Raw genomic sequence first — 16,948 nt, forward strand, 5'->3', positions numbered from 1 at the left:
CCGGCGCGGCCGGCGACTCGGGGCAACGGTCGCGCGACCCGGCGGCATACCTGTGCGCGGTGGGAGTCGCCGACACGGGCGACGGGCAGACGGGCGACGGGGATGCCTGTGGGGACGCGGCGGCATACCTGTGCGCGATGGGAGTCACCGACACGCCCGACCAGATCGGCCGCAGCGTTCACGTGAACGCTCGAGCCGACGACGCGCCCGACCTGACCGGCCGCAGCGTTCACGTGAACGCTCGAGCCGATCGGCGCCGCTAGCCTGACCGGCGTGGGCGCACGCGAGGATTCCGAGGTGAGCGACGGTCAGGCGTTGCGCGCCGCGGTCTCTGCCCTGTATGCCGCGCCGCCGGCGGACTTCATCGCCACCCGCAAGGAGTGGGTCGCGCGGCTGCGCTCGGAGGGCCGCAAGGATGTCGCCACGGAGGTCGCCGCCCTGCGGAAACCGAGCGTGTCGGCCGCCGCGATCAACGCCCTCGTCCGGGCCGACGACCCGGTCGCGGGTCAGCTGCGCGACGTCGGCACCCGGCTGCGGCACGCCCAGTCGGCCCTGGACGCGGCCGGCCTCGCCGCCCTGCGGGGCGACCGTGACGCGCTGCTCGCTGCGTGGGCCGAGGCCGCGCGCACCCACGCCGCGTCCTCGCTCACGGCCAGCGTCGAGAGCGAGGTCCGGGACACCGCGGTCGCCGCCCTCGCCGACGCCGAGGCCACCAAGGTGGTGCTGAGCGGCGCACTCACCCGCTCCCTGTCCTACAGCGGCTTCGGCGAGGTCGACATCGCCGACGCGGTGGCCCGGACGAGCACCGGCGTCGTCCTGACCCGGATCGACGGCGGTGGGCAGGGGACCGACGCGCCCGACGTCGAGTCCGCACCGCCCTCGCCCGACGGCGCGTCGGGCACAGCCGGAGACTCGGCCCGTGACGGGACGCACAGCGGTGGGCACGCTGGCGAAGGCGAGCACAAGCAGGATCGCCACCGCGCGTCGGGAAGCGCTCACGACCTGGCCACGCTGCGGGCCGACCTGGAGGCATCCGAGGCCGTCGTGACCGCGGCCCGCGACCGGCGCAGGGCGGCCGCCGACGCGATGGGCGTGGCGGAGGAGCAGCGGCGCGTCGCCGCGTCCGGCGTCGAGCAGGCTCGCCGCCTGCTCATGCAGGCCGAGAAGCACGCCGCGGCAGCCGAGTCCACAGAGCAGGCGGCCCGCGACGAGGTGGAGGAGGCTGAGGAGGCGCTGGCTCAGGCCCGGGCCCGGCGCGACGGCGCGAGGGCCAGCCTCAAGGAGGCCGAGGACACCTGACGGGCCTGCCGCCCACCCCGGGCGTCCGACGTCACCCCGGCGCGCCGGGCCCTCAGCCCGCTGTCCTAGGTCATCACCCCGCTGCGCCGGGGCGTCAGCCCGCTGTCCTGAGTCGTCACCCCGCTGCGCCGGGGCACCGGCCCGCTGGGCGGGATCGGCGCGAGAGGCACCTGTCGCACGGCCACTCCCTGGGAGCGGGCCTTCCGCAGGACCCGTCGCTCCCAGCTGGCCCGGCTGCCCCTGATCTGCAGCAACCACCCGACCAGCTCCGCCGGATAGGCCACGACCTGGCTCTGGGCACCGGCCCGGAGCGCCCCCGGCTCACCTCGCGACGGGCCGCCCAGCACGATCTCTGGCCCACCGTGCTGCTCGGCCACGGCGGCACCGATGGTGAGGATGTCCCGGACGAGCGGCTGACCGGCCAGGTATACGCAGACGACCGGGTGCCCCGGGTGATGCGCGGCGACGTGGGCGAGACCGGTCCTGAGCGCCTGTCCCCGGCCCCGGCTGACCTGGTGCCGGAGCATCTCGGCCCCGAGACGGCGGACGCGGTCGAGGATGACGGCATACCTGCCACCGACGCCGCCGCCCGAGCCGTCGTCGACCACGACGACCGGGATCTCGGGTGAGCGCCGCCGCAGCTCGCGCACCAGATCGGCGAGCGCCTCCTGCGGCTGGTGCACGGGGATGACGACCACGGGTAGGCGCAGCGCCGACCGGGGTTCGGACGGCGCCCGGGAGCGGAAGAGGAGATGCCGGGCCGAGGTGGTCGTGTCCATGCACCCAGGTCTACGGACCCTAGCTATGCGTCTCCTGTGCGCGAGGTGGTGCCGCGCTGTGCGTCAGTCGCGCCCGGCGTCGAGACGCCGCACGATCGACCAGGCCAGCGGGAAGACGGCGGCGGCGATGCCGGCCTTGATGATGCCCGGGACGATGAAGGGCGTGATGCCGGCCGCGGCGATGACGGCCGGGTCGGTCATGCCGAGCTGGTTGGCCATGTAGGGCACGCCCACGAGGAACGGCGCGGCGGTGGCGAGGAGGAAACCGACCATGGCCAGCCCCACGTGGCGGTCCCAGGCACGCTCGGCGGCCCAGCCGGCGACGGCCGCGGCGAGGATGAAGCCGATGATGAAGCCGAAGGACGGGGCGAGCACGTAGGCCGGGCCCCCCGCGCCCCCCGCGAAGATCGGCGCGCCGGCCAGGCCGGCCAGCAGGTAGGTCACGAGCGCCGCGGCCCCGCGCCGCATGCCGAGCGCCCCGCCGACGAGCATGACGCCCAGCGTCTGCCCGGTGATCGGGACCGGCCCGATGCGGAACTCGACGAGGGCGAGCAGCGAGACCACGACCACACCCCCGGCCACCAGGCCGATGTCGGTGAGGACGCCGCGGCGCGGGAGCACCCGGTCGGCGAGCACGAGCGAGGGAGTACGCGGGTGAGCGGCAGCGGTCGACATGGCGCTCAGAATGCCACAGTCCGGAGATACGCACCGGTCACGTGTGAGGTGACCCCACGTCACCCGACCACGTCGCGCACCGGCGGGACTGGCACGTCGGGGACCGCTCGGCATACCCTGGGGTGAGCAACGGCGCCGGTCACACAGCACAAGGTGACCGGCGCGCTCGTCTGTCGGGCCGTGAAAAGCCCTAAGAACCCTGACAGCCCTGTGAAGGATGGATGCATGAAGATCGGTCTGCTCACCGCCGGCGGCGACTGCCCGGGCCTCAACGCCGTGATCCGCGGCGTGGTGCTCAAGGGCGACCGGATCTACGAGCACGAGTTCGTGGGCATCAAGGACGGCTTCCGAGGCCTGGTCGAGGACGACATCGTGCCGCTGCCGCGGCAGAAGGTCCGCGGCCTGTCGAAGGTCGGCGGCACCATCCTCGGCACCTCGCGCACCAGCGCGATGAGGCACGGCGGCAGCGAGCGGGTCAAGGAGGTGATGGGCAAGCACGAGATCGACGCGCTCATCACCATCGGCGGCGAGGGCACGCTCACCGTCGCGCGCATGCTGCACGACGACGGGATCAACATCATCGGCGTGCCCAAGACGATCGACAACGATCTCTCCGCCACCGACCGGACCTTCGGCTTCGACACCGCGGTCTCCATCGCGACCGAGTCGATCGACCGACTCCGCACCACCGGTGAGGCGCACAGCCGGTGCATGGTCGTCGAGGTCATGGGGCGGCACGTCGGGTGGATCGCGCTCCACGCCGGGATCGCCAGCGGCGCGCACGCCATCCTCATCCCCGAGGTGCCGGTGACGCCGGACCAGCTGTGCGAGTGGGTGCAGCACGCCATGGACCGCGGTCGCGCGCCGACGGTCGTGGTGGCCGAGGGCTTCACGTTCTCCGGGGCCGACCAGATCGAGAGCGACCGGGTGGACGGCTTCGGGCGGCCGCTTCTCGGCGGGATCGGCGAGGCCGTGACCCGGATGCTCGAGGAGCGCACCGGGCTGGAGACTCGCAACACCACCTTGGGTCACCTGCAGCGCGGCGGCGTGCCCAGCTCCTACGACCGGGTCCTGGCCAGCCGGTTCGGCACCGCCGCGATCGACTCGGCGAGCGAGAAGAAGTGGGGCACCATGGTCGCGCTCTCCGGCATGGACATCGTCAACGTCAACCTCAAGGACGCCACCAGCGCGCTCAAGAGCGTGCCCCGCGACCAGTGGGACGAGGCCGCGATCCTCTTCGGCTGACCCTTCACCTCTCGACTGGCCGCGCGGTATGTCGTGACTGGCCGCACGGTTTGTCGTGACTGGCCGCACGGTATGTCGTGACTGGCCGCACGGTTTGCTCTGCCCGCAGCATCTCGCGCGGCCAGTCACCGCATCTCGCGCGGCCAGTCACCGCATCTCGAGCGGCCGGTCGCGGCATCTCGCGCGGCCGGTCCGTCCCGGGCGCGCATGACGTTGCGTCAGGTCCCTCTCCTAGGATCGGCGGTATGTCGTCACCCGAGGACTCGAGCACGCTCACCGATCTGCCGCTGCCCGCTGCGGCGGACATCGACGCGGCGGCCGAGCGGATCGCGGGGCGGGTGACCCGCACCCCCCTGGAGCCCAGCCTGCGGCTCTCCGATGTCACGGGTGGCCGGGTCTGGCTCAAGCGGGAGGACCTGCAGCCGGTCCGCTCCTACAAGGGGCGCGGGGCAGCCAACCTCATCGCGCAGCTCGACAGCGAGCAGATCTGGGCGGGCGTCGTGTGCGCCAGTGCCGGCAATCACGCCCAGGGGGTGGCGCACGCCTGCGCGACGCTCGGCGTCAACGCGCGGATCTACCTGCCCGCCAACACTCCACGGCAGAAGCGCGACCGGGTCGCGGCCATCGGCGGCGACTGGGTCGAGGCCGTCGTGGGCGGCCGGACCTACGACGAGGCGGCCGCCGCCGCGCTCGCCGACGTGGAGCGCACCGGCGCCACCTTGGTCCCGCCCTTCGACCACCCGCACACCATCGCCGGGCAGGGCACCATCGCCAAGGAGATCAGCGAGGACCTGCCGGTGGTGCCTGACGTCGTCGTGGTGCCGGTCGGCGGCGGCGGGCTGCTGGCCGGGTGCCTCACGTGGTTCGGCGAGCGGCACCCCGACGTGCGGATCGTCGGTGTCGAGCCCGCCGGCGCGGCCAGCATGATCGCCGCGACCCAGGCCGGGGAGCCGGTGGCGCTGGAGGAGATCGACCGCTTCGTCGACGGCGCCGCGGTGCAGAAGGTGGGGAGCGCGACCTTCGGCGTGGTGCGACGGCATACCCCCGAGCTGGTCGCGGTCCCGGAGGGACGCATCTGCACCGAGATGATCCGGCTTTACCAGAGCGACGGGATCATCGCCGAGCCGGCCGGGGCGCTGGCCGCGGCCGCGCTCGACACCCTCGGCGACCTCTCCGGGCTCAACGTGGTCGTGGTGGTGTCGGGGGGCAACAACGACCTGCTGCGCTACCCCGAGGTGATGGAGCGCTCGCTCATCCACGAAGGGCTCAAGCACTACTTCCTCGTCGATTTCCCGCAGGAGCCGGGGATGCTGCGGCAGTTCCTCAACGAGGTCCTCGGGCCCGACGACGACATCGCGCTGTTCGAGTACACCAAGCGCAACAACCGTGAGACCGGCCCCGCGTTGGTCGGCATCGAGCTCGGGTCGACCGACGACCTGCAGCCCCTGCTGGAGCGTATGCACGCCTCGAGCATGCAGATCGAGCCGATCCAGCCGGACAGCCCGCTCTTCCGGTTCATCCTCTGACCGGCAGCCTCGTCTGCTCGATCCGGCAGCCTCCTCTGACCACTCCGGCAGCCTCGTCTGCTCACTCCGGAAGCCTGGTCCGCCCAGGGAGTCCGCCGCCGCGATCCGTCCTGGCGACGCGGCCGACCTGAGCGGCTCAATCGCGCACGTGGACGACTGAGCCGCTCGAGACCGGCGCGCCGTCGGGAGCGATCCTTGTCCCGCGGCCTCGCCAGGGTTCCCGACAGCGGGAGCGCCCATTCGCGGCGTCCGGTGGAGGTGAGGTCAGGTGTCCGGCAGGAGGGCACGGTCGACCGCGGGCAGCCACGCCTCGTCGGTATGCGGCTCGGGCACCGCGGCGCGAGCGCGGGCGATGACCGCCACCGCCAGCTGGCGCACGACGGCCGGGGCGCCGGCGCGCCATACCGGGGTCCAGGGGAACACCGGCACCGGGTCGAGCAGCGGGACGACCACGGTCGGCGGCGGAGCGGTCATCGCAGCGCCGAGAAAGGTCACGAGCGGCCGACCGTCGCTGAGCTGCGCCGCGAAGTGCGCGAAGCCCATCGTCGAGCCGGCGGTGTCGATCTCCAGCCCGAGGTCGTCGGCCAGCTCGTCCAGGAGATCGATCCACTCCCGCGGCGCACCGGTGGTCGGGAACCACACATCCTGACCCGCCAGCTCCCGCAGTGCCCGGGGCGCGCCGTCCGCCCACGGATGCGCCGGCCCGACCAGCGCGCAGATCGGCTCCAGGACGGGGGTGCCGCGCTCGAGGTCCGCTGGCCACGTCTCCGCGTCGACCGGCACGACGGACGAGTCCGCCGTCCGCGACGCCTCCGCGACGACGGCGCCGGCCCGGCCGAAGCCCACGTCGGCCCCCGCCGACCGCAGCACCTCGGCCAGACTCCTGGCTTCCTCGCGCATGGTCACCTCGACCCGCGACGCCCCGACAGCGCTCGCCTCCTCGATGACGAAGCGCAGCAGCGAGAGGTGCTCGCCGAGCACATCGAGGCGCACGGGCCGGTGCGCCGGGTGCGCCTGCCGCAGGAGGGCGTCGACGGCCTCCAGTGCTCCGCGCGCCTGCGGGAGCAGCTCGTCAGTGAGGCGGGTCGCCGCGATGCCCTGCCCCGCCCGCCGGAACGTCGGGGCACCCAGCACCGCGTCCAGCCGGGCCAACCGCTTGGAGACAGCCTGCTGGCTCACCCCCAGCTGTGCCGCGGCCCGACCGACGTGCCCCTCCTGCGCCACCGCGAGCCATGTGCGCAAGAGCACGGTGTCGAGATCCGCCGGCGCGCGACCGGCGCCGGGGGCGGCGCCCACGTGGTCGGGGTCCGGTCCGGGCGGCATACCGGTCACGCTGCACCGACAACCGTCGGTTGTCAACGCACCACCGGATGCTGTTGGACGCGTGGCCGCCGCCGGCCGCACCGTGTCGACATGGAAGATCCGCTCGCACGCCGCCGCGTCCTGCTCCTCACCGCGCTGGCCACGCTCTTGTCCCTCGGGCACCACGTGGACCACCTCATCCGGGGCAACCATGTCGGCTGGCCTCTCACCGACGACGTCAACGCCTTCACCCTCAGCCTGGGCGTCTACCCGACGCTGGCGCTGGCCGTGCTGCTCTACCAACGGCGGTTCATCGGGCCCGGCACCTGGGCCCTGCTGTCGGGCAACGGCGCGCTCTTCGTCGCGGCGCTGCACTTCGGGCCGCACGCCGTGGAGCCACCGCGGGACATCATCGGGCTCTACCCCGAGCCGATCGGGTGGTTCTGGTTCGCCTGGCTGCTGTGCCTCGTCGGCGTGCTGCTGCTGACCTGCGTGTTCGAGGTGCGGCTCTGGGCCGCTCGCCGCCGCAGCGGGGACGAAGCCGCTCGCCGCCGCAGCGGGGACGAAGCCGGGCGCCGCGGTCCCGCAGACGCCCGGGCACGCAGGCGTGAGGTCGTGCCGGGACGGCATTCCTGATGCTGGCCGGCCACGTCGGCGCCGCGCTCCTGGGCAAGGCGTGGCGGCCCGAGCTGCCCCTCGGCCCCTTGGTGCTCGCGGCGCAGCTGCCCGACGCGGTGCAGGCGGGGCTGCTGATCTTCGGCATCGAGCGCTTCTCGATCGATCCGGACAGCACCGGACCGTCCGCCGTGGACCCGGCCTGGGTGCCGTTGAGCCACTCGCTGCTCGGCACGCTCGTGCTCGCCCTGGTGGCCGCAGCAGCCGCGCACCGGTGGTTGGCGTGGGCCCGCCCGGCGAGTGGTCTCGTCGCGCTGCTCGTGCTGTCGCACTGGCTGCTCGACGCCGTCGTCGAGCCCGCCCTGCCACTGCTCGGCCCGCTCGGCGAGATCGGTCTCGGCCTCGGTCTCGGCCTCGGAGCCACGGTCGCGGGCTCATGGGTGCTGGACGCGGGGATCCTGGTCGCGGGCCTGACTGCCGTCGGCCTGCGCGCCGCACCCCGCGGTCCGATCGGGTGGCTGGCGGTGCCGGGGTGGGCAGCGGCGGTCCTCGCCTTCCACGTCGGCATCACGCTGGGCGCGCCTCCGCCGGCCAGCCCGATGCTGCTGGCGGTGAGCACCTGGGGTCTGGTGCAGGTCCTCGCCCTGACCGGTGGCTGGGTCGGTCGCCTCCTGAGCACTCCGCCGTAGCCGCCGCTCGTCGCCACGGGCCTCCCCGCGCCTGATCGGCCGCACGCTCCGGCCATTCCCCGATCGACGGGCTCGGTGACATACTCGGGGTATGCCGCCGGTCCGGATCCCGCTGCCACGCACCTTCCGCAGGGTGCAGGTGGCGTTGTGGTCGCTGCAGGCGGTCCTGTGGTCGGTCCAGGCCGTGGCCGGGTGGGACGACCGGCGTGGCTTCGCGGTGGTCGCTCTCCTCCTGGCTGTCGTCTCCACGGCGCTCACGGTCTACATCGTGTCGGGAGCGGCCACTGCCGCCGCGGACGCGACGGGCGTGCGTCCCGCATCGTTGACGGGTCGACGGCGCATACCGTGGAGCGAGGTGTCGGAGATCCGGCCCTCGCCCGGCTCTCCGGACCGCCTTGTGGTCCGCGGCACGGCCAGGCGCACGCTGATCGAGGGGGAGATGCCGACCGAAGCGGAGGTCCGCCAGTTGCACGCCTGGCACAGCGCCGAGGCAAACGGACCCGCCACCACCTGACCACGCAGAACGCGCGGCCAGTCACGGCAAATCGCGCGGCCAGTCACCGCATATCGCGCGGCCAGTCACAGCAAACCGCGCGGCCAGTCACACGGCCAGCCCGTCAGGCCTGGGCCTCGACCGCCGCGATCTCCTCGGCAGGGTCGAGGTCCTCGACGTCCTCGGGCCGGTGCCGGCCGGCGTGCTCGACCCGCCGCGGCCACCAGAAGCGCTCGCCGAGCACCCGCACGATCGCGGGCACCAGCACCGTCCGCACCACCAACGTGTCGAGCAGCACGCCGATGCAGATGACGACACCGATCTGCGCCAGCACCACCAGAGGGAGCACGCCCAGCACCGCGAAGACCGCGGCGAGGAGGATGCCCGCGCTGGTGATCACCCCACCGGTCGCCCCCAGCGCCCGCAGCACACCTTCCCGGGTGCCGTGCTCCCCGGCCTCCTCGAGGGTCCGCGTGATGAGGAAGATGTTGTAGTCCACACCCAGGGCGACGAGGAAGAGGAAGGCCAGCAACGGCATACTCGCGTCGATCGCGCCGAAGCCGAGGACCCCGGTGAACAGCCACCACGACACCCCGACCGCCGCACAGAAGGTCGCCACGACCGAGGTCACGAGGATCACCGGCGCGAGCACCGAGCGCAGCAGGCCCATGAGCGCCAACAGCACCAGGCCCAGGATGAGCGGCATGACGACGAAGCGGTCCCGCACGTTGCCCTGCTGCTCGTCGAGCGCGGTGGCATCGCCACCGGTGACGTAGGTGTCGGCATACCCGTCGACCGCGTCGCGCACGTCACCCACGACCGCCTCGGCCGCGTCGCTGCCCGGCTCGTCCTCGAGCACGACCTGGACCTGACCGATGCCGTCGGTGGGCGGCACCGCCGTCACCTGGGTGACCCCGTCGACCTCCTCGACCGACGCGGCGATCTCCTCCACCTGCACCTCGTCACCCCGGGTCACGACGACGAGCGGGTCGGAGACGCCGGCCGGGAAGGACTCCCCCAACCGTTGCGCAGCGGTGATCGCCTCGGGCGTCTCGAGGAACTGGTCCTCCGGCGCCAAACCGCTGCGCAGCTGGGTCAGCCCGAAGGCCATGGCCGCGAGCAGCACCAGCGTGCCGGCGATGTATGCCGCGGGAGCCTTCGCGACCGCGTCGCCGATGCGGCGCCACAGCGAGCGCGACTCGGCCAGCACCTCCTGGCCCTCGCGCGGCACCTGCGGCCAGAAGACCCAGCGCCCGAAGACGACCAGCGCCCCCGGCAGCACGACCAGCACGAAGGCCATCGCGACCAGGACACCGACGGCGCACGCGAGCCCGAGGCCGCGCGTCGAGGGGAAGACGGAGAGCAGCAGGCAGAGCACGCCCACGACGACGGTGCTGGCGCTGGCGATGATCGCCTCGGCCGCCCGCCGCAGCGCCACCCGCATGGCCGCGTGCCGCGAGGAGTGGGTCCGCAGCTCGTCGCGGTAGCGGCTGATGAGCAGCAGCGCGTAGTTCGTGCCGGCACCGAAGACCAGCACCGACAGGATACCGATCGTGGACTCGTCCCACGGGATGCTCACCGCCGCGAGCACATAGGTGGCGGCGGTCGCGGCGACCTGGTCGGCGACACCCACGACGAGCAGCGGGATGATCCACAGCACCGGGCTGCGGTAGGTCACGATGAGCAGCAGAGCGACCACGCTGGCGGTGACGGCGAGCAGCGTGATGTTGGCCCCGTCGAAGACCGCCGCGAGGTCGGCCTCGATCGCCGCCGGCCCGGTGACCTGCGCGGTCACCCCGTCGGGCACCGCGTCAGCCAGGTCGGCGCGGAGCGTGGTCACGACCTCGTTGACGTCCGTCGCGGTCGGCGCCTCGACGGTGAGGATGCTGAGCGCGGCACTCCCGTCCTCGGCCGGGATGACGGGGTATGCCGCATCCACGCCGGGCGGCGGTCCGCCGCCCCCGTCCTCGGCCGACGCGGGCGGTCCACCACTCTCCTCCTCGCCGGAGGCCGGAGCACCGGCACCCGCTTGCTGGCCGGTCTCCCCAGGCTTCCCCGAGCTGGGAGCGCCGCCGGCGGGCTCGGCCCCCTCGGGCGCGACGTCCTCCATCACCTGGGCGAGATCAGGGAGTTGACCCTCGATCTCATCGTCGGTCGTGAAGAGCACGATCGCGGTCTTGCTGCCCTCGTCGGGCAGCTCGTCGAGCAGCGCCTGCCCCTCGGTGCTGTCGTAGCCCGCGGGCAGCGTGTCCAGGGCCGACGCGGTGCGCTCGGCCTGACCCACGCCGCCGATGAGAGCCGCGCCGAGGACCAGGCCGATGACGGCCACGACCCAGGACCGGCGACCGGTCAGGGCGGAGAGGAGTCGGGACACGGGGCTTGACCTCCGGGCTAGTCTGGGCCACAGTCGTCAGGTGGATACCTAACTAAGTGAGATATTTCGTGACTGAAAGTAGCACGCGCTCCACGCGGCCCCCAAGTCGTGGCCCCGGGACGGAGTGGGTCCAGAGCTGGGAGCCGGGGCCGGTCCTCGACGCGCTGCGGCGACTGCTGGACTCGGGGCGCCGCGCCACACCGGCGCTCGCCCGCAGGGCCGGCCTCACGCATACCGAGCTGGCGGTCCTGGAGCACGTCATGGACGAGCCCGTCGGCCCCACCGAGCTGGCGCAGCGGCTCGGCGTCACCTCTGCGGCCGCGAGCGGCATCGTCGACCGCCTCGTGGCGCGGGGCCACGCCGAGCGCCAGCCGCACCCGACCGACCGCCGCCGGACCGCGGTGGTCGCGACCGCGAGTGGCCGGGAGGAGCTGATGGGGCACCTCATCCCGATGTTCGCCGAGCTGCAGCACGTCGCCGAGGGGCTCAGCGAGGACGAGCGCGCGGTCGTCCTGCACTTCCTGCTCGCCGCCGATCGTGCCGTGGGCCGCCTGCTCTGACCTCCACTCGAGGATGAGCAGTCGAGGTGTCCTCGCGCACGGGTCCTGGCCCCTGCCCGAGGAGCCTTCGACTGCTCATCCGCCGGCTGGGGGTGGACGCCTCGGGTGGGGGCGGGTCGGTGCCCGCGAGCCCCGGGCGCCCGCGACTCCTAGACTGTGGTGATGAACGTCGACCCGCAGGCCGAGCCACTCCGCGAGGGGGCGGTGGCCATCACCGTGTCCGACCGCAGCTCCGACGGGCGGCGGGAGGACGAGTCGGGTCGCCTGCTCGTGGAGGCGCTGCGCGCGATCGGGTATGCCGTGACCGCCCCCGTCGTCGTCCCCGACGGGGTCCAGAGCGTGGCCGGGGCGCTGCGGGACGCCGTCGACCAGGGGGCGCGACTGGTCGTCACGACGGGCGGCACCGGCATGGGGCCGCGCGACCTCACCCCCGAGGGCACCCGCGAGGTGATCACGCGCGAGAATCCCGGCCTGGCCGAGCTGCTCCGGCGCGAGGGGTCGAAGCAGACGCCGTATGCCGCCGTGTCCCGCGGGGTCGTCGGCGTCGTCGACTGGCCCGCCGGGCGTGGCGTCGGCGGCACGCTCGTGGTCAACCTGCCTGGTCGGCCCTCTGCTGTCACGGAGGGGATGGAGATCATCAGCCCGCTGCTCGGGCACGTGCTGTCCCAGGTGAGCGGGGGTGACCACACGTGGTGACCCGCGAGCCCCTGGTAGACCGCTACGGCCGGACCCACCGCGACCTGCGCATCTCGGTGACCGACCGGTGCTCGCTGCGGTGCACCTACTGCATGCCCGAGGACGGCGTGCCGTGGCTGCCTCGGCCGACCATGCTCACGACCGAGGAGGTCGTCCGGCTGGCCGACGTCGCGGTCTCCCTTGGCATCGAGGAGATCCGGCTCACCGGCGGAGAGCCGCTGCTCCGTCGTGACCTGGTCGACGTCGTGTCCGGGCTCGCCGCGCTGCGGGTCCCGGCCACCGGCGCGGCCCCCGAGATCTCGATGACCACCAACGGTATCGGCCTCGACAAGAACGCCACCGCGCTGCGCGAGGCGGGCATGACCCGGGTCAACGTCAGCCTCGACACCCTGCGCCGCGACGTCTTCATCGCGCTGGCCAAGCGCGACCGGCTCTCCGACACGCTGGCCGGGGTCCGGGCCGCCGAGGAGGCCGGCCTGGTGCCGGTCAAGCTCAACACCGTGCTCATGCGCGGCGTCAACGACGAGGCGGACGACGTCGTGGCACTGCTGACCTATGCCCTCGAGCACGACTACCAGCTGCGCTTCATCGAGCAGATGCCGCTGGACGCGCAGCACGGCTGGGACCGCAGCCAGATGATCACCGGCGAGCAGATCCTGGACAAGCTACGGACCGGCTACGACCTGACCCCGCAGCCCGACGAGTCCCGGGGAAGCGCCCCGGCCGAGCTCTTCGACGTCCGCCCGCTGGGCGCCGACCCCGACAGCGAGCCGCTCGGCACCGTCGGGGCCATCGCGTCCGTGACGATGCCCTTCTGCGGCAGCTGCGACCGCGTGCGACTCACGGCCGACGGCATGATCCGCAACTGCCTGTTCGCCACCGGCGAGACCGACCTGCGCACCCCGCTGCGCGAGGGCGCGAGCGACGATGAGCTCGCTGACCTGCTGCGCGCCTCCATCGCCGCCAAGCTGCCGGGTCACGGCATCAACGAGCCGACCTTCCTGCAGCCGCCCCGGCCGATGAGCGCCATCGGCGGCTGAGCGGCAGGCGCCCCACCCCACACCCGGCACCGGCAGCCTGGTGTGCCCACTCTGAGAGCCTCGGCTGCCCACTCCGAGAGCCCCGCGTGTCCACTCCGAGAGCCTCGGCTGCCCACCACCCGGCGTTCCCGGCCTTGCTGCGAAGTGCTTGCTGCATGGTGCACGTCCAGACGTGCAACACGCCGCAGGGCCTGATGGTCATGCGCGCGACACGCCGGGGCGGGCCTGGGCGCATACCGCGCGGGCGGTCACGGCATAGCGCGCGGGCGGTCACGGCATACCGCGCGGGCAGTCACCGCATACCGCGCGGCCAGTCACGGCATACCGCGCGGCCAGTCACTCAGGCGGGGGCGCCGACTCTCTCCTTCTCGCCGCCGTCACCGTCACCGTCCCCATCGCTGCTGCTGCCGGCATCAACCCGGGCCTGCTCGTGGGCCCGCTTCGAGACCGCCTTGCCGCGCTGCAGCTCCCAGTAGGCCGCCGCGAAGTAGACGATCGTGCCGGTGATGGCGATGGTGTAGAAGGTGTTGCGCTGCGTCAGGTAGGTGTAGATGTCAGGGCTGTCGAAGAAGACGATGCAGGCGTAGACCAGGATCACCGCCAGCGCGAGCATCCAGACCACCCGCAGCGCCCGGGTCAACGGTGTCGTGTCCTTGACGTGCCCCGGCAGCGCGTCCGCCTGCTTCTGCTTGAACGCCTTGACCCGTTCGAGGAAGAGCTCGTGGTCCTTCTGCTGCTCGGTGTAGTCGTCCCCGGCGCCGGCCTGCTTGGCCAGCGCGACGTAGACCAGCGCCGCGATGATCCACGCCGGCACGAAGGCGAAGTAGGGGGAGATGATCTGGGTGAGGTTGAGCACGATCCCCACGCCGAAGGCGACGGCCCAGGCGATGATCGCCGGCACGTTCGTGACTCCCTTGAACCGCGCCCAGTACTCCGTCAGCCCGAAGCGCTTGAGCAGCGTGTGCTCGGCCCACACGATCCCTCCGACCGGAGCCAGCAGCACGCCCGCCCACGTGACCAGGGGCGCATAGTTGCGGTAGACGAACGGAAAGCACGCCACGACCACGACGATCACGCCGACGATCAGCGTCGCTCGACCACGCGACATGGACGGGAAGACACCCTGCGTCGCCAGGCCGGCGCGGTAGAGGTTGGCGTTGGCCGTCGTCCAGCCGGCGACCACGACGGTGACGTAGCCCGCCCAGCCCAGGGCGACCCAGGAGACGTCACCGGGCGACAGCACGGTGATGCTGGTCAGCGTGAGCGCTGCGGTCGCGGCGCCCATGAGGCCGGCGGAGAACCACGCGACGTAGTGGCCGAACAGCATGCCCGTCGAGGTCATGAGGCCGTGCCAGCCCTTCTTGGCGTAACGCAGCAGGGCCATGTCGATCATCCCGGCATGGGCGAAGCTGTTGGCCGCCCAGGCCAGGCCCGCGACCTCGATCATGCCGATGCCCTCCTCCCCCTCAGGCGTGATCCCGGTGAAGACGGTGGCCCCGGCGATGTCGACGAACTCGCCGAAGCTGCCGATCGAGGTGACGCCGGTGACCGACTCGGCGACGGCCGGCAGCAGCACCAGCCCACCAACGGTGAACATCGTCGCGAGCCAGGGCCCGCAGATCGTCGCGAACTCCGCCAGCGCGTTGAAGCCGAAGACCGCGACGAGCACCGCCACGATGCTGAAGGCCACGACGAGGATGATGAACCCGAGGTGCGTCGGGTATGCCTCCGCCTGGGTCGGGATGCCGATCACCCGTTGCACGGCGGTCGCCGACACGGTGAGCATCGCCGCGGAGATCACCGCGAAGACGATGGCGTTGGCCAGGTTGTAGATCCGGGAGATGGCGCCGCCGCCGAAGCGCAGCAGGTAGGTGTAGACGCTCAGCCCCACCTGGCGCGCCACGGGCGTGGTGATGAGCCAGAAGGTCAGCACCGCGAGCGTGTTTCCGATCAGCAGGCCGATGAGGACGTCCCAGATCCCCGCCCCGAGGATGACGAAGGTCGCGCCGAAGACGAACTCCGTGCCCGCGACGTTCTCCGCGGCGTAGAGGCCGGCGAAGTGCTTGGCCCCGTGCTTCTCGTGCTCACCGACCGGCAGCAGCTCGGGGTCGGTGCTCGCGATCTGCTGGTCGATCTGCTCGACGGTGCGTGCCATGGCGGTTCCCCTCAGTCCTCGTCCTGCTCGGCCAGCAGACGGGTCTGCTCGATCGTCTCTCCCGCGACCCACTGGGATCGCTCCAGCACCTCGTCGAGGCTCAGGTCGCCCTCGATCGCGGTGGAGTACTGCTGGCCCACGGCGTTGCCGAGGCTCTGGAAGGCGGGCACGTCGACGTACTGCATGCCGACGTACGGCACCGGGTCGCTCGTCGGTGACGCGATCTCGGAGGTCTGGATCGCCTCCAGCGCGAGCTCGGCGAAGGGCGCCGCCTCGGAGTAGTCCGGGTTCTCGTAGAGGTCGGTGCGGTTGCCGGGCGGCACCGCGGCCCAGCCCAGCTCGTCGGCGACGAGCGCGGCATACTCCGCCGAGGTCGCCCAGGTGATGAACTCCTTGGCGAGGTCGGGGTTGTCCGAGCTCGCGGGGATCGCGAGCGCCCAGGCCCACAGCCAGTTGCTCGCGCGGCCACCGTCCGCGCTCGGCGCGAAGGCGAAGCCGACGTCGTCGGCGACGCTCGACGAGTCAGGGTCGGTGACGAAGCTCGCGGCAGAGGTCGCGTCGACCCAGATGCCGCACTCGCCCTCCTGGAAGAGCGCGAGGTTCTCGGTATACCCGGCCTCACCGACGCCGTCGGGCGCCAGGTCAGCGAGGGCCAGGTAGGTCTCGCTCGCCGCGCGCCACTGCTCGCTGTCGAGCTGGGGGGTCCACTCCTCGTCGAACCAGCGGGCGCCGTAGGAGTGCGCCATGGAAGTGATGACGGCGGTGTTCTCGCCCCAACCGGGCTTGCCGCGCAGGCAGACACCGGCCGTGTCGGTCTGCTCGTCGATCGCCGTGGCGGCCGCCAGGACCTCGTCCCACGTCGGCCGCTCGGGCAGCTCGACACCGACCTCCTCGAGCAGGTCGGTGCGATACATCGTGAAGGTCGACTCGCCGTAGAACGGCGCGGCCTGCAGCGTGCCCTCGGCACTCAGCGCGTCGGCCACCTCCGGGATGAAGGCGCCCTCGTCGAAGCCCTCCGGCATGTCCTCGAGCGGGGTCAGGAGCCCGCCGATGTCGGCCCAGACCTGGGCCTCGTAGGTGCCGATGCTCGCGACGTCGAAGCGGCCGGCGCCGGTGCCGACATCGGTCGACACCGTCTCCCGGAGCTCGTTCTCGCCCTCCCGGACCCACTCGATCTCGACGCCGGGGTGCTCGGCGAGGAAGGCGTCGCTCAGCTGCTCCAGGGTGTCGAGATCGCCGTTGTCGACCACCGCGATGGTCAGCGTGTCAGCATCGGCCGCCCCTTCCTCGTCGCCGCTGCCGCACCCGGCGATCAGCAGCGGGACGACGCCGGCCGTCGCCAGCGCACGGCCCCCGCCCCGTGAGCCTGTCTGCGTGGAACGCACTCGTCGCATCTGTTGACTCCTTCGTCCTGACACCCACCCCGGCCGGGTGACCGGGCGACCCGACGGCCGGCCTGGACCCGAGCAGAGTCGCGAGATCTCTCTCGACCGTTCTGCA

The 16,948-nt window shown here is 72.5% G+C and carries 15 protein-coding genes; 9 read left to right on the top strand and 6 right to left on the bottom strand.

Features of this window, described 5'->3' with window-relative positions; all coding sequences use genetic code 11:
* Nucleotides 1-297 precede the first annotated feature (297 nt).
* Nucleotides 298-1,299, top strand: coding sequence for a hypothetical protein (locus AC5PYY_RS02935; protein WP_493898313.1), 1,002 nt, complete (start codon nt 298-300; stop codon nt 1,297-1,299).
* Between the two features lie 65 nt (nt 1,300-1,364).
* Here the strand turns inward: AC5PYY_RS02935 and AC5PYY_RS02940 are convergent, their stop codons facing one another.
* Both AC5PYY_RS02940 and AC5PYY_RS02945 read right to left on the bottom strand, forming a co-directional pair.
* The gene (locus AC5PYY_RS02940) at nt 1,365-2,078 is read right to left on the bottom strand and encodes a hypothetical protein (RefSeq protein WP_493898314.1); all 714 of its coding nucleotides are present in this window, start codon (nt 2,076-2,078) and stop codon (nt 1,365-1,367) included.
* A gap of 63 nt (nt 2,079-2,141) precedes the next feature.
* Nucleotides 2,142-2,753, bottom strand: coding sequence for a biotin transporter BioY (locus AC5PYY_RS02945; RefSeq protein WP_493898315.1), 612 nt, complete (start codon nt 2,751-2,753; stop codon nt 2,142-2,144).
* Nucleotides 2,754-2,978: 225 nt separating this feature from the next.
* Between AC5PYY_RS02945 and AC5PYY_RS02950 the strand changes: the two genes are divergently transcribed.
* Both AC5PYY_RS02950 and ilvA read left to right on the top strand, forming a co-directional pair.
* On the top strand, nt 2,979-3,998 hold the full coding sequence (locus AC5PYY_RS02950; RefSeq protein ID WP_493898316.1) for a 6-phosphofructokinase: 1,020 nt from the start codon (nt 2,979-2,981) through the stop codon (nt 3,996-3,998).
* Between the two features lie 245 nt (nt 3,999-4,243).
* Nucleotides 4,244-5,524, top strand: a complete 1,281-nt coding sequence (gene ilvA / locus AC5PYY_RS02955; RefSeq protein WP_493898317.1) for a threonine ammonia-lyase IlvA — start codon at nt 4,244-4,246, stop codon at nt 5,522-5,524.
* 264 nt (nt 5,525-5,788) lie between these two features.
* On the opposite strand, the gene AC5PYY_RS02960 is transcribed toward ilvA, so the two are convergent.
* On the bottom strand, nt 5,789-6,847 hold the full coding sequence (locus AC5PYY_RS02960; protein WP_493898318.1) for a LysR family transcriptional regulator: 1,059 nt from the start codon (nt 6,845-6,847) through the stop codon (nt 5,789-5,791).
* 90 nt (nt 6,848-6,937) lie between these two features.
* Here AC5PYY_RS02960 and AC5PYY_RS02965 point away from each other — a divergent pair, with 90 nt between their 5' ends.
* The 3 genes from AC5PYY_RS02965 (at nt 6,938) to AC5PYY_RS02975 (ending at nt 8,644) form a co-directional block, all read left to right on the top strand.
* Nucleotides 6,938-7,462 carry a hypothetical protein gene (locus tag AC5PYY_RS02965; protein ID WP_493898319.1) on the top strand — a complete coding sequence of 175 codons (525 nt, stop codon included), beginning with the start codon at nt 6,938-6,940 and terminating at the stop codon, nt 7,460-7,462.
* The gene (locus tag AC5PYY_RS02970) at nt 7,462-8,130 is read left to right on the top strand and encodes a hypothetical protein (RefSeq protein ID WP_493898320.1); all 669 of its coding nucleotides are present in this window, start codon (nt 7,462-7,464) and stop codon (nt 8,128-8,130) included. The genes AC5PYY_RS02965 and AC5PYY_RS02970 overlap by 1 nt, the downstream gene beginning before the upstream one ends.
* Before the next feature lie 91 nt (nt 8,131-8,221).
* On the top strand, nt 8,222-8,644 hold the full coding sequence (locus AC5PYY_RS02975) for a hypothetical protein (protein WP_493898321.1): 423 nt from the start codon (nt 8,222-8,224) through the stop codon (nt 8,642-8,644).
* 103 nt (nt 8,645-8,747) lie between these two features.
* On the opposite strand, the gene AC5PYY_RS02980 is transcribed toward AC5PYY_RS02975, so the two are convergent.
* Entirely contained in the window at nt 8,748-10,997 is a 2,250-nt protein-coding gene (locus AC5PYY_RS02980) for an MMPL family transporter (protein WP_493898322.1), read from the bottom strand.
* A gap of 68 nt (nt 10,998-11,065) precedes the next feature.
* Here AC5PYY_RS02980 and AC5PYY_RS02985 point away from each other — a divergent pair, with 68 nt between their 5' ends.
* The 3 genes from AC5PYY_RS02985 (at nt 11,066) to moaA (ending at nt 13,293) form a co-directional block, all read left to right on the top strand.
* Complete coding sequence (locus AC5PYY_RS02985) at nt 11,066-11,557, top strand: MarR family winged helix-turn-helix transcriptional regulator (protein ID WP_493898323.1); 492 nt, start codon at nt 11,066-11,068, stop codon at nt 11,555-11,557.
* Between the two features lie 162 nt (nt 11,558-11,719).
* Nucleotides 11,720-12,253, top strand: coding sequence for a MogA/MoaB family molybdenum cofactor biosynthesis protein (locus AC5PYY_RS02990; RefSeq protein WP_493898324.1), 534 nt, complete (start codon nt 11,720-11,722; stop codon nt 12,251-12,253).
* Complete coding sequence (gene moaA / locus AC5PYY_RS02995; RefSeq protein ID WP_493898325.1) at nt 12,247-13,293, top strand: GTP 3',8-cyclase MoaA; 1,047 nt, start codon at nt 12,247-12,249, stop codon at nt 13,291-13,293. The genes AC5PYY_RS02990 and moaA overlap by 7 nt, the downstream gene beginning before the upstream one ends.
* Nucleotides 13,294-13,633: 340 nt before the next feature.
* On the opposite strand, the gene AC5PYY_RS03000 is transcribed toward moaA, so the two are convergent.
* Both AC5PYY_RS03000 and AC5PYY_RS03005 read right to left on the bottom strand, forming a co-directional pair.
* Nucleotides 13,634-15,448 carry a purine-cytosine permease family protein gene (locus AC5PYY_RS03000; protein WP_493898326.1) on the bottom strand — a complete coding sequence of 605 codons (1,815 nt, stop codon included), beginning with the start codon at nt 15,446-15,448 and terminating at the stop codon, nt 13,634-13,636.
* 11 nt (nt 15,449-15,459) lie between these two features.
* The gene (locus AC5PYY_RS03005) at nt 15,460-16,842 is read right to left on the bottom strand and encodes an ABC transporter substrate-binding protein (protein WP_493898327.1); all 1,383 of its coding nucleotides are present in this window, start codon (nt 16,840-16,842) and stop codon (nt 15,460-15,462) included.
* Nucleotides 16,843-16,948 lie beyond the last annotated feature (106 nt).

Source organism: Serinicoccus sp. JS2-9 (genome assembly GCF_059025165.1).

Coding starts and splice junctions, on each gene's coding strand:
- AC5PYY_RS02970 (WP_493898320.1), top strand. CDS start 7,462: ATGCTGGCCGGCCACGTCGGCGCCGCGCTCCTGGGCAAGGCGTGGCGG.
- AC5PYY_RS02960 (WP_493898318.1), bottom strand. CDS start 6,847: ATGCCGCCCGGACCGGACCCCGACCACGTGGGCGCCGCCCCCGGCGCC.
- AC5PYY_RS02950 (WP_493898316.1), top strand. CDS start 2,979: ATGAAGATCGGTCTGCTCACCGCCGGCGGCGACTGCCCGGGCCTCAAC.
- ilvA (WP_493898317.1), top strand. CDS start 4,244: ATGTCGTCACCCGAGGACTCGAGCACGCTCACCGATCTGCCGCTGCCC.
- AC5PYY_RS02965 (WP_493898319.1), top strand. CDS start 6,938: ATGGAAGATCCGCTCGCACGCCGCCGCGTCCTGCTCCTCACCGCGCTG.
- AC5PYY_RS03005 (WP_493898327.1), bottom strand. CDS start 16,842: ATGCGACGAGTGCGTTCCACGCAGACAGGCTCACGGGGCGGGGGCCGT.
- AC5PYY_RS02940 (WP_493898314.1), bottom strand. CDS start 2,078: ATGGACACGACCACCTCGGCCCGGCATCTCCTCTTCCGCTCCCGGGCG.
- AC5PYY_RS02945 (WP_493898315.1), bottom strand. CDS start 2,753: ATGTCGACCGCTGCCGCTCACCCGCGTACTCCCTCGCTCGTGCTCGCC.
- AC5PYY_RS02975 (WP_493898321.1), top strand. CDS start 8,222: ATGCCGCCGGTCCGGATCCCGCTGCCACGCACCTTCCGCAGGGTGCAG.
- AC5PYY_RS03000 (WP_493898326.1), bottom strand. CDS start 15,448: ATGGCACGCACCGTCGAGCAGATCGACCAGCAGATCGCGAGCACCGAC.
- AC5PYY_RS02990 (WP_493898324.1), top strand. CDS start 11,720: ATGAACGTCGACCCGCAGGCCGAGCCACTCCGCGAGGGGGCGGTGGCC.